At 32.4% G+C, this 12082-nt stretch carries 10 protein-coding genes; 3 read left to right on the top strand and 7 right to left on the bottom strand.

All coding sequences use genetic code 11. The features are described 5' to 3' along the window. The first annotated feature begins 56 nt into the window (after window positions 1-56). Entirely contained in the window at window positions 57-575 is a 519-nt protein-coding gene (locus AC4FRF_RS08770; RefSeq protein ID WP_491159116.1) for a hypothetical protein, read from the top strand. A 298-nt stretch (window positions 576-873) separates the two neighbouring features. Here AC4FRF_RS08770 and bcp read toward each other — a convergent pair whose 3' ends face one another. Continuing rightward, window positions 874-1326 carry a thioredoxin-dependent thiol peroxidase gene (gene bcp / locus AC4FRF_RS08765; RefSeq protein ID WP_491159115.1) on the bottom strand — a complete coding sequence of 151 codons (453 nt, stop codon included), beginning with the start codon at window positions 1324-1326 and terminating at the stop codon, window positions 874-876. 112 nt (window positions 1327-1438) lie between these two features. Between bcp and AC4FRF_RS08760 the strand changes: the two genes are divergently transcribed. Further along, on the top strand, window positions 1439-2086 hold the full coding sequence (locus AC4FRF_RS08760; protein ID WP_491159114.1) for an endonuclease III domain-containing protein: 648 nt from the start codon (window positions 1439-1441) through the stop codon (window positions 2084-2086). A 257-nt stretch (window positions 2087-2343) separates the two neighbouring features. On the opposite strand, the gene AC4FRF_RS08755 is transcribed toward AC4FRF_RS08760, so the two are convergent. Then, a complete protein-coding gene (locus tag AC4FRF_RS08755; RefSeq protein ID WP_491159113.1) occupies window positions 2344-2931 on the bottom strand; it encodes an RNA polymerase sigma factor in 588 nt (195 codons plus the stop codon). 304 nt (window positions 2932-3235) lie between these two features. Between AC4FRF_RS08755 and uvrA the strand changes: the two genes are divergently transcribed. Beyond that, on the top strand, window positions 3236-6022 hold the full coding sequence (uvrA, locus tag AC4FRF_RS08750; RefSeq protein ID WP_491159112.1) for an excinuclease ABC subunit UvrA: 2787 nt from the start codon (window positions 3236-3238) through the stop codon (window positions 6020-6022). A 50-nt stretch (window positions 6023-6072) separates the two neighbouring features. On the opposite strand, the gene AC4FRF_RS08745 is transcribed toward uvrA, so the two are convergent. From AC4FRF_RS08745 to AC4FRF_RS08725, 5 genes are all read right to left on the bottom strand, one after another. Then, window positions 6073-6369, bottom strand: a complete 297-nt coding sequence (locus AC4FRF_RS08745) for a hypothetical protein (RefSeq protein ID WP_491159111.1) — start codon at window positions 6367-6369, stop codon at window positions 6073-6075. Window positions 6370-6496: 127 nt separating this feature from the next. Next, the gene (locus tag AC4FRF_RS08740) at window positions 6497-7966 is read right to left on the bottom strand and encodes a lipopolysaccharide biosynthesis protein (RefSeq protein ID WP_491159110.1); all 1470 of its coding nucleotides are present in this window, start codon (window positions 7964-7966) and stop codon (window positions 6497-6499) included. 5 nt (window positions 7967-7971) lie between these two features. Next, window positions 7972-9261 carry a glycosyltransferase family 4 protein gene (locus AC4FRF_RS08735; RefSeq protein ID WP_491159109.1) on the bottom strand — a complete coding sequence of 430 codons (1290 nt, stop codon included), beginning with the start codon at window positions 9259-9261 and terminating at the stop codon, window positions 7972-7974. A gap of 61 nt (window positions 9262-9322) precedes the next feature. Then, window positions 9323-11755, bottom strand: a complete 2433-nt coding sequence (locus AC4FRF_RS08730) for a YfhO family protein (protein WP_491159108.1) — start codon at window positions 11753-11755, stop codon at window positions 9323-9325. A 44-nt stretch (window positions 11756-11799) separates the two neighbouring features. Continuing rightward, entirely contained in the window at window positions 11800-12081 is a 282-nt protein-coding gene (locus AC4FRF_RS08725) for a DUF4834 family protein (RefSeq protein WP_491159107.1), read from the bottom strand. Between the last annotated feature and the right edge of the window lies 1 nt (window position 12082).

Raw genomic sequence — 12082 nt, 5'->3', positions numbered from 1 at the left:
AAGTTATATATATTTGGAATAAAAATATAGAAAACGCTTTTTTAAAAATAAAGTAAATGAAATTTGAAATTCCCTTTGACAAAAATATTCATGAAGAACAAAATAAATTAAATTTTGATTTAGCTTGGAGTAAAAATTTAAAAAAAAGAAGAGAAAATCTAATTTTAGGAATTATACTTATTATACTTGGAATTTTAATACTAATTGGTCAAAATAATATTGGAGTCATTTTTATTGGTATGGGCATTCTTTCCCTTATATTTTGCTACAGGGCTAATGATTATTACATAAAAAATAAAAAAAACTATTTTGACATAATAAATACTGAAGCTGAGGAATGTTTACAAGCAGTTGATAATGAAATATGGGAATTTCAAGAAGATTATTTTCGTTACAAAAATTACAAACAAGATTCTACATTAAAATGGAATGCTTTTTCCAGTTTAAAAAAAATAAATGAAACGATATTTCTTGATACTAATATTGGAATCCGTTTTATATTGTCTGAAAAAGAAGTAGGAAGTGAAAAGCTTGAACAAATAATAACTTTTCTAGAAAATAAAATCAAACAGTAATATTTATTTCAATCAAATACTTCCTTATATAAACCCCTGACTGTTTAGAAATATCAGCACAAAGTTAGCGCAGAAATGTTTTCCGTGCCCACAACAATGAGCAAATAGAAACACTTTGTAGAGCTACTTGATGAGATTGCTTTGCCAGTTCGCTATCGCTCGTGTCCTCATTCTTCGGAATGACAAAACAGAACGTATTTTTTCTTAATTCAACACGCCGCTGATGCGCAAATCGTTTCGAATACCCATTAAAAATTAATAACGCCAAGAAAAAATATTTTTTCTTGGCGTTTTTAGTTTATTTTAAAATCTGAGCGGCATGCTCTTTGGTTTTGACATTTTCAATGACCTCATCAATGATTCCGTTTTCGTCAATTATAAAAGTCGTTCTATGAATGCCGTCGTATTCACGTCCCATGAACTTTTTAGGTCCCCAAACGCCAAATGCTTGAATAACTTCTTTCTCTTCATCTGCCAATAATGGAAAAGGAAAGTCATATTTATCTTTGAATTTGGCTTGTGCTTTTGCCGAATCGGCACTTACTCCTAAAAGCGCATAATTATTAGCCTGAAAACGCTCGAAATTATCTCTTAAATCGCAGGCTTCGGCTGTGCAACCTGGCGTACTCGCTTTTGGATAAAAGAAAACTACCAGTTTCTTACCTTTATAATCTGCTAATTGATGGGCTTTTCCGTCTTGGTCTACACCGAAAAAATCGGGTGCTTTATCGCCTTTTTTTAATGTTGTCATAATTATTTTTGTTTAAACGCAAAGTTTGCAAGGCTTTCGCAAAGTTCACTAAGACTTGTTTTTCTTAATTGGTATTTTTTATATTATTTTTACAAGATATAAATTTACAATAATGACCAAACAAGAACGGGTAACATTTGTTATAAATACGTTAAAAAAGCTCTATCCTACTATTCCTATTCCATTAGATCATAAAGATCCGTATACTTTATTGATTGCTGTTTTACTTTCGGCACAATGTACGGATGTGCGTGTGAACCAAATTACGCCTTTGCTTTTTGCCAAAGCGGATAATCCGTATGATATGGTTAAAATGTCGGTGGAAGAAATAAAAGAAATTATTCGTCCGTGTGGTTTATCGCCAATGAAATCGAAAGGAATTCATGGTTTGTCGCAAATACTAATCGAAAAACACAACGGAGAAGTCCCTCAGAGTTTTGAAGCCTTAGAAGAATTACCTGCTGTGGGCCATAAAACTGCCAGCGTGGTGATGTCACAAGCTTTTGGAGTTCCCGCATTTCCTGTGGACACGCACATTCATCGCTTGATGTACCGTTGGAATTTGACTAATGGGAAAAATGTGGTGCAAACGGAAAAAGATGCCAAACGTTTGTTTCCTGAGGAATTATGGAACGATTTGCATTTGCAAATTATTTGGTACGGCAGAGAATACTCGCCTGCTCGTGGATTAGATTTAGAGAAAGATATTATTACCCGAACTATTGGAAGAAAAACAAACCTAGATGGCTATAAAAAATAAATCTCACTAACTCAAAAGAGATTAGTGAGATTTACCAAAACAACTATTACTAACTTTATTAGTTTGCTATAATTTCAAAACTATTATCCGCCACCTTAATCATATGGAGTGCTTTGGAATAATTTAATAGAAAAGAAATAACTTCTTTTTTGGGTTTCATCTGTGTATCAACTAGATTTTTTTTAGAGTAAATTTTTGCCATGCTGTTCTTTTAATGGATTAGTTAAAATACAACGCGGCAAGTATTTAAATATTGTTTAATTGGTCAAAATAATTTGATGTTTGTCAATTACTTTTCTCAAATTCATTAATGCATAACGCATTCTTCCTAATGAAGTATTGATACTCACTCCAGTGATTTCGGAGATTTCTTTGAAACTCATGTCTTTATACATGCGCATCACCAGTACTTCTTTTTGATCCTCTGGAAGTTCTTCAATTAATTTTTGGATATCTAATTCTACTTGATTGGCTATCAACTGATTTTCTATCGTTAAAGAATCATCTGTCATGATTGAAAAAACAGAGAATTCTTCTGTTTCACGATACAACGGCATTTTTTTGTTTTTTCTAAAATAATCAATCACTAGATTATGCGAAATACGCATTACCCAAGGAAGAAATTTTCCTTCTTCGTTATAAGAATTGGATTTTAAGGTTTTGATTACTTTTATAAAAGTGTCTTGAAAAATATCGTTAGCAACGTCTCTATCGGATACTTTTGAATATATAAAACCGTAAATTTTAGATTCATGTCTTTTGATTAAAGTAGCTAAGGCCTCTTCGTTACCTGCTACATAATCCTTTACCAACAAAGCGTCAGTGATTTGAATATTAGCTATCATAGTAATACTTTTTAGTATGGGTTAAATGGGGTATTTTTTTCTAAAAAGTAGTTTTATACTATAGGCGCTTTTATTTTTAAAGATGAATGATTTTCCAAATTTAACAAATTATTGTCTTGCACAACAAATAAAAACCACAAAAATTACACAAATACAAATATTTATTAAAATTAAAGCATTTAGCCTCAAGCCTCCACATTATTTATTCTCAAATTAAAAACAAGAAATCCTGTATATTTATGATTTAGCCTAGCTCAATTCTCAGCTAGAAAATGATTACTTTTGTAAAAATCCAATATTTTTTATGCAACTTGACTTTTCGAAAATAGATCCTAAGAAAAATATAATAATAAAAGGGGCTCAGGTACACAATTTAAAAAATCTAGATGTTGTAATTCCTCGCAATAAATTAGTAGTTATTACAGGACTTTCGGGCTCTGGAAAATCTAGCTTAGCTTTTGACACTTTGTATGCCGAAGGGCAACGCCGTTATGTAGAAAGTTTATCTTCTTATGCCAGACAATTTTTAGGACGATTAGACAAACCAAAAGTAGAATACATCAAAGGAATTGCTCCTGCCATAGCTATTGAGCAAAAAGTAAACACTACTAATGCACGTTCTACGGTAGGAACTTCGACTGAGATTTACGATTACATGAAATTATTGTATGCTCGTATTGGAAGAACCTATTCTCCTATTTCGGGACGTGAAGTCAAAAAAAACACCGTTTCAGATGTTATCAATGATGTAAAAAATCTGGAAATCAATAGCAAGTGGTTATTGCTTGCACCTATTCATTTAGAAGAAGGAAGAAAATTAGAAGACAAATTAAAAGTATTACTTCAACAGGGATTTTCTAGAATATTAGTCAATAACGAAACTCTTCGCTTAGATGAAATTGACCAACATTCACTAGACAACAAAGACGTTACTTTAATTGTAGACCGAATTGTAGTTAAAGACGAAGAGGAATTTTACAACCGACTTGCCGATGCGGTACAGACTGCTTTTTATGAAGGCAAAGGAATTTGTTACTTACAAGAATTGAATACCGAAAAACGATTTGATTATTCGAATAATTTCGAATTGGACGGTATTACATTCTTAGAACCCAATCTTCATTTATTCAGCTTCAACAATCCATACGGCGCTTGTCCAGTTTGTGAAGGTTATGGCAATATTATTGGTATTGACGCTGAATTGGTTATTCCAAATACAAGTTTATCAATTTATGAAAATGCCATTTTTCCTTGGCGCGGAGAAAGTATGAGTTGGTATCGTGACCAATTAGTGAATAGTGCTTACAAATTTGATTTCCCAATTCACAAGCCTTATTTTGAGCTAACCGAAGCCCAAAAAGAGTTAATCTGGACTGGAAACTCTTATTTTCAAGGACTGAATGATTTTTTTAAAGAACTAGAAGATAAAAATTATAAAATCCAAAATCGCGTGATGTTATCGCGTTACAGAGGAAAAACCAAATGCCAAAGTTGCAAAGGAAAGCGTTTGCGTCCTGAAGCTTCCTACATAAAAATAAACGGAAAAACCGTTTCGGATTTAGTCGATTTGCCAATTAGACATCTGGTTGATTTCTTTAAAAGCATTGAACTTGACACATATGAAAAACAAATAGCCAAAAGATTATTGGTCGAAATCAATAACCGATTGTCTTTTTTAACGGAAGTTGGTTTGGATTATTTGACTTTGAATCGAAATTCGGCTACACTTTCTGGTGGTGAATCGCAACGCATCAACCTAGCCACTTCCTTGGGAAGCAGTTTGGTGGGTTCGATGTATATTTTAGACGAACCAAGCATTGGTCTACACCCAAAAGACAGTGAACGTTTGATAAAAGTATTGTTGTCACTTCGTGATTTAGGAAATACAGTTATTGTAGTAGAACACGATGAAGATATCATGAAGGCTGCCGATATGATTATCGATATTGGTCCAGAAGCAGGAACTTTTGGTGGAGCATTAGTCGCTCAAGGTAATTTTGACGAAATACTTAAATCGACATCTTTAACTGCAAAATATTTGAATGGTGATTTGGAAATTGAGGTTCCTAAAAAGCGTCGTCCATTTAAAAACTTTATCGAAATAAAAGGAGCTCGAGAGAACAACCTTCAAAATATTGATGTTACTTTTCCACTAGATGTGCTTACAGTAATTACTGGAGTTTCGGGAAGTGGAAAAAGTACGCTAATTAAGAAAATCTTGTTTCCAGCTATGCAAAAAAAACTGGATAATGCAGGAGAAAAAGCAGGTCAGTTTAGCGAATTATCAGGTTCTTTTTCGCAAATAAAACATATTGAATACGTAGATCAAAACCCAATAGGAAGAAGTTCGCGTTCTAATCCGGTGACTTACATTAAAGCATACGATGACATTAGAGATTTATTTGCTAAAGAAAAACTATCTAAAATAAGAGGCTATCTACCCAAACATTTTTCTTTTAATGTGGATGGTGGACGTTGCGAAACTTGTAGTGGCGAAGGAACCATCAATGTAGAAATGGTTTTTATGGCCGATGTGCAATTGCCTTGTGAAACCTGTAATGGAAAGCGCTTTAAAAAAGAAGTATTGGAAGTAGCTTTTGAAAGCAAAAACATCAATGATATTCTAACGATGACTATCGATGATGCTGTACATTTTTTTGAAACCAACAAACAAACTAAGATTACTCAAAAATTAAAACCTTTGCAGGATGTTGGTTTAGGTTACGTACAATTAGGACAATCTTCATCAACTCTTTCTGGTGGTGAAGCGCAACGTATAAAACTAGCTTCTTTCCTTGTAAAAGGAGCTACCAAAGAAAAAGCTTTATTTGTTTTTGACGAACCCACAACAGGTTTGCATTTTCATGATATTAAAAAATTATTAGCCTCTTTTGATGCTTTGATAGAAAAAGGACATTCTTTACTTGTTATTGAACACAATCTGGACCTGATAAAATGTGCCGACTGGATTATAGATTTAGGACCAGAAGGTGGTGAAAACGGCGGACAATTGTTAGCCGTAGGAACTCCCGAAGAAATTATAAAAAGCAAAAAATCAATAACAGCTAAGTATCTAAAAGAAAAGTTATAAAACAAAAAGAGGCTGCCTTCTCGGACAGCCTCTTTTTGTTTTTAACCTATCTAATTATAACATTTTTCTTCAAACGGATTTCCATCTTCATCGATAGCTATTATAATTTTCTTTTCCTTTTTAGCGTCTATACATTGATACATCCATGGAATGGACCACAAACCGAAAGTAGCGCAGGAAATCCAAAAATTCAAACGGTGATTTATTTTTGTTTTCTTTTTAGACAAAACCACAAAAGGTAATTTTTCATTTACCTCTTCTACCACAAAACCTTTCTTTACTTTTTGGGCTAAAACAGCAGACAACTTCTTAGAGTTTTCTTTTAAAATAAGGGGATCGTTTTCCATAATCTTGAAAGAATTAATTTGGGTTTTTTACTCAGTTTTCAAAACAAAAACTACCACAAATTTAATACCAGAAAACAAAATTTTCAATACCCACTTTTAGTGATTAACATTTACTAAAACAAAATAATTATCTTACAAGTTTAAATCTTTTTAATATTCCATCAATAACCTCGTTAATTTGGATTGATATTTCAAGTTTATAATTTAAATATACATAAGCGATACTCACTATAATCGATTTAATTCCAATTGCCAGAATACCATTCATAGGAAGATCCCAAAAGAAAAAAACTAAAAATAAGAATAATGTGAGTCCCATAGAATAGATTGTTTGCTTTGTAAAAGGATAAAGATGCAACCTCCTTTGGACAAAAATCAATTTGGCTAAACTATATAAGCTAACCGATAATAATATGGCAATTGCTGACCCCAGAATACCATAAAGAGGAATAAAAATCATATTCAAACCTACAGTTAACAACACAACCACAACTCCTAAAAACAATACTGCTCTATAGTATTTAGTATTAAAAATAATAGCAGTATTATTTCCTAAAATCAATTCAAAGTATTTAGACAAACCTGTCAAAAAAACAACGACTACTCCACCACTGTATTCCTCAGGGATCATCTCATATAGCTTGTTAATATTAACAAAAATACACAGCATCACATAACCACCTACAACTTGTAAATTAATGGAAGTCTTTTTATACAACTCATTCATTTCATCATGTTTTTCCTCGTGCATCAATTTAGCTGTAATGGGATAGGTAATTTGATACATGGCCTTACTAGGGACCGAGATCACTAAAGCAATATAAGTGGCAACCGAATAATAAGCAATGTTCTCAATTTTAATGTATTGATTCAACATTATCTTGTCTATATCTAATAATAAAGTAGCTACTCCTCCTGATAAAATAATATAAAAAGTGTATACTGAAATTTCTCTTACATTATGAGGAATAACTAGCTGAAAACGAGGTTTTTTTAAATAAAAAGCATAAAACATAGTTACTAAACAAGCTAAAAAGTAGGTAACTGCTGTGACATAAATAAATTGAAGTGGACTAATATATTTATAATATACACCAACCAAAGCAATTAAAGAAAACAAACGCAGACCTACTTCTTTGATAAAATTTCCAAATACCGAATGCATATGAACTCTTGCCCAAGCATAAAATATTTCAAAATAAGCCATACAAATTCCAATAAATGGTATGAACCATAAAAAATCCTTAACAATAGGATTTACCTTAGATAAATAATCCGAAATATCTCCGTAAAAACATAAAAAAATCAACAGTAAAGGAATGGAAAGCACCAATGGAAACAATACAGCAAACGATAAAAACTCGGATTCTTCTTTTTCATTTCTACACTGCGAAAAGAATTTTACTAAGGTATTCTGTACCCCAAAAGCAAGTAAGGGCATAATAATAGCCGCCGCCGATAGAATATAGGTTGTTAAAGCGTAATAAGTACTTCCTAAAAAATAAGGATAAAAATAAATAGTATTAATACCTCCAATTGCAAAACCAATATAAGTAACAATAGTATTTTTTAAAGACTGATTTAATACAAGCCCCATATTATCTAGGATTTAAAAAGTAAAGAAGCGAGCTCTTGGGTCAAATGTTTTCTAGAATATTTTTGTAAACCAATACCATGCGATTGTAATTTTCCTTCTAGGTACTGATTATAATAGTCCAAAATTACTCTTTTTAGCTTCTCTTTTTCAGAATAATCAAAAAATACTCCCGTATTTGTATTCGTAATAATTTCTTCAAAATCAGAACCCTTAGGACCAATCCCAATAATTGGGCGATTAGAAACCATATATTCAAATAATTTTCCAGGAATAATACTCTTTGTTTCTTCAGAATTTATTTCGATAAGCAACAAAACCTGCGATTTCCTTTGATGCACAATGGCTTCTTCATGAGAAACATAACCCAAACTATTCACATAACTTTCCAATCCAAAAACAGCAATTGTATCTAACACTTCTTGACTTACCGCTCCAATCAATTTTAGCTCTAAATGATTTTTAAAATCAGGGATTTCAGCAAGTAATTCCGCTAAGGACTCCCATAATAATTTAGGGTTTCTAGCCGAAAGAAAAGAACCAATATGTGCCAAAGTAAATTTGGTATCCAATGTTTGTTGTGCTACCTTTTCTACATCAAATCCATTGGTAATAACAGCAATAGACTTTGTGGTAAGTAACTCAAACTCGGTCTTAGTAGTTTTACTGGTAACAATAATAGTATCGGCAGTATTTAACACCTGCGATTCTAATTTTTTATGTTTTTGAGCTGCAAAATGAGACAAACGCAAAGATTTATGATAACCAATTGTTGTCCACGGATCTCTAAAATCGGCAACCCATTTTAGATTTAATTTATTTTTTAATTCCAGCCCAATCAAGTGTAAACTATGAGGTGGCCCAGAAGTAACAATAATATCAATATTGTTTTCCAGAATATATTTTTCTAAATATTCAACCGATGGTCTCACCCAAAAAAAACGAGCATCTGGAATAAACAAATTTCCTCTAATCCAAAGCAACACTTTATCTAAAAACGATTGTTTCTTTTGGTTAGGAATAATCCCCGAATTCATTTTCTTGGTTTTATTTTTCGACAAAAAAGAAGCCAATTGATAAGGCTCAAAAATCTTTTGTTTTAAAATAACTGCCTTATCCGAAACCTCATTCATCAAATTTTCGTCCACAATAGGATAAGTAGGATTCTCAGGAATATAAACTACTGGTTGAATACCAAAATCAGGTAAATATTTCACAAATTTTAACCAACGTTGCACTCCTGGCCCTCCAGCTGGTGGCCAATAATACGTTATGATAAGGATTTTTTTTGGTTCCAATTTTATGGTTCGATTTGATTAAAAACTAAAAAAACACAACTTCAAAATTCTTAGTACAATATTAAATATTTAAAGTCGATTTCTTTTTTCGCTCATAATACACCCCACCAATTAATAACAACAACATTCCTACACCACTAATAAGTGTGATTATGCTACCTGTTTTAATTACTTCTGGTTCAAATTTAAATTCAATAGTATGAACACCTTTAGGAATCATCATCGCTCTTAAAACATAATCTACCGGAAAATGATCTGTTTTTACACCATCCACATAAGCATTCCATCCGTTTGGATAATAAATTTCAGAAAAAACAGCTAAACCTTCATTCTTACTTTCTGAAAAATATTTAATGTAATTAGGCTTATACACTCGCAAATGTATTTTTCCTGAAGTATCTAAATTACGCTTCAAACGCGCATTTTTAAATTTATCCCTGTACAATTGCATGTTAAATACAGCTACTTTTTTAGTATCAATATGATCCAAAGCTTTCATTTCATCATTGGCCTTGTTCACAAATTTTATGTTATGAACAAACCAAGCATTTCCGTTGGCATCAGGATTTACAGTTGGAAACTCTTTTCCATCTTTATCCGTTTGAATAACGTATTTGACATTCAGCATATTTAAAATTTCCAGATTGTTTTTAGCAATCTGATAATCAAAAAGCTGTTGCATTCTGCGTGGTTTTGCAGCATGATAACCTCCAATTGATTTATGAAAATAAGAAGTTCTTGCACTAGAAAAATTACCATTCACTTCAAAAACACGGTAATGGGTAGTATCACGTAATATTTGAGCATCAGAAGGTGTTTCTTGAAATGGAACATTTACTTCTCTACTACTCACAAAATCTTTAGCCGAAACATATTTTTTATCTACAAAAAACAAATCGGAAATCATGAACAATCCTAACAAAATAATGGCAGTATTTTGCGCCATTCTGTTTTTAATTACAAGCCATAAAATACCCGATGTTAGAACCATAAAGAATCCTGAACGCAACAAATCGGCACTGTACAAAGTTTTTCTATCGCTTTTAAGGGCATCTACAAAACTTGGTCCATAGCTTTGGGTAAAATAACCATCGCTAGCACCTGAAAAACTAAACATGCTTTTGCATAAAAACAAAATAACGATGGTTCCTAAGCCAATAGCTGCTGTTTGCCATAATCCTTCCCATTGTTTGTCCTTATTTGCTTTAAAAAAAGATTGCAGTCCCATTACTGCTAAAACTGGAAAACACAACTCTAACACTACTTGAATAGATGATACGGCTCTAAACTTATTGTACATTGGCACATAATCAATAAAGAAATCCGTTAAAGCTGGGAAATTTTTACCCCAAGAGAGTAATAAAGTGACAACAGCTCCTGAAAGGAATACATATTTTATTTTTCTTTCGTCTATGATTAAAGCTAATATTCCAAAAAAGAACACCACAACTCCAATGTAAGCAGGAGCCGCTACAATTGGCTGATCTCCCCAATAAGTTGGCATTCCAGTAACAAAATCAGCTGCTTGACCTGCAGGAACACCTTGGCTAATCATAAAATCATACATACTACTATCCGTTCCTAAAGTCTCATGATTAGAACCTCCAAAAAGTCTTGGCACAATCAAATTGAAACTTTCGGTAATACCATAACTGTACTCGGTAATATAATCACGGGTCATGGCATTCGTATTTGTACTTTTAGAACCATCTGGATTAAACGTCAATTCGCTTTTTCCGCGAGTACTAAAATTAGCATATTCAGCAGTAGCCATCAAATTAGTAGCATTAACCCCAATAGCCAAAATCCCAGCAACAGCTAGAACCCCAATAGAAGTCAATAAAGGTTTATATTCTTTCTCTTTTATAAAATTAAATGCGAAATAAGCAGAAAGAATCAACAAGAATATCAGTAAATAATACGTCATCTGGAAGTGATTCGCATTAATTTCTAATGCAGTGGCTACCATAGTTAATAGTCCTCCTGCTATATATTTTTTCTTGTAAACCAATAAAAATCCAGCAATTACTAGTGGCATATAAGCAATAGCATGCGCTTTAGCATTGTGTCCAACACCCAAAATTATTATGAGATAGGTAGAAAAACCAAAGGCTACAGCGCCAAAAAAAGCTTTTAAGGGATCAATTTTTAAAACCAATAACAATCCATAAAACCCTAAAAAGTATAGAAATAAATAATCGGCAGGACGCGGTAGAAAACGTAACATGTGATCAACAGTTCCAACAAAATCATAAGGATATTTTGCCCCTAATTGATAGGTTGGCATTCCTCCAAAAGCAGAATTTGTCCAATAAGGTTCGATGTGTTGGCTGGCACGGAAATCATTTTGCTCCTTAGCCATACCGGTATATTGAGCAATATCCGATTGAAAAATTTGTTTACCTTGCAGTACAGGATAAAAATAAATGAGTGAAACTATAACAAAGCCAAGAATGGCAATAGCGTGAGGATAGAACTTATTTAATACTTTCAATTGTCGAGAATTTTATTAAAATTTAGATTACTATTGGGACAAATTTAATCTATTTCTTCGTAATCTACATAATCTCCTACTTTTTTGGTTTCTCGAGATTTCTTTACGTTATCTGTATTATAAATAATTGTTTCGCCTTCTGTATTTCTTTGCCATGAATCCTGATACTGACGCTGTTGTTGTTGCTGCATATTTTCACTAGCTTTTTCTACAACTTTTTTGATTACAACAGGCAAAAACAATTTTGCCAAAAATCTAAAAATATAATAGAAAGATATAATGATAAATAATGTTCGAATAAATCCTGTAAAAGACGCAACTTGCATA

The sequence above is a fragment of the Flavobacterium sp. ST-158 genome, from assembly GCF_058309975.1.
This window is presented reverse-complemented; position numbering and strand designations above follow the sequence as displayed.

Bases quoted from the DNA above. Each gene is read 5' to 3' on its own strand.
- AC4FRF_RS08770 (WP_491159116.1), top strand. From the start codon at position 57: ATGAAATTTGAAATTCCCTTTGACAAAAATATTCATGAAGAACAAAAT.
- bcp (WP_491159115.1), bottom strand. From the start codon at position 1,326: ATGACAACATTAAAAAAAGGCGATAAAGCACCCGATTTTTTCGGTGTA.
- AC4FRF_RS08760 (WP_491159114.1), top strand. From the start codon at position 1,439: ATGACCAAACAAGAACGGGTAACATTTGTTATAAATACGTTAAAAAAG.
- AC4FRF_RS08755 (WP_491159113.1), bottom strand. From the start codon at position 2,931: ATGATAGCTAATATTCAAATCACTGACGCTTTGTTGGTAAAGGATTAT.
- uvrA (WP_491159112.1), top strand. From the start codon at position 3,236: ATGCAACTTGACTTTTCGAAAATAGATCCTAAGAAAAATATAATAATA.
- AC4FRF_RS08745 (WP_491159111.1), bottom strand. From the start codon at position 6,369: ATGGAAAACGATCCCCTTATTTTAAAAGAAAACTCTAAGAAGTTGTCT.
- AC4FRF_RS08740 (WP_491159110.1), bottom strand. From the start codon at position 7,966: ATGGGGCTTGTATTAAATCAGTCTTTAAAAAATACTATTGTTACTTAT.
- AC4FRF_RS08725 (WP_491159107.1), bottom strand. From the start codon at position 12,081: ATGCAAGTTGCGTCTTTTACAGGATTTATTCGAACATTATTTATCATT.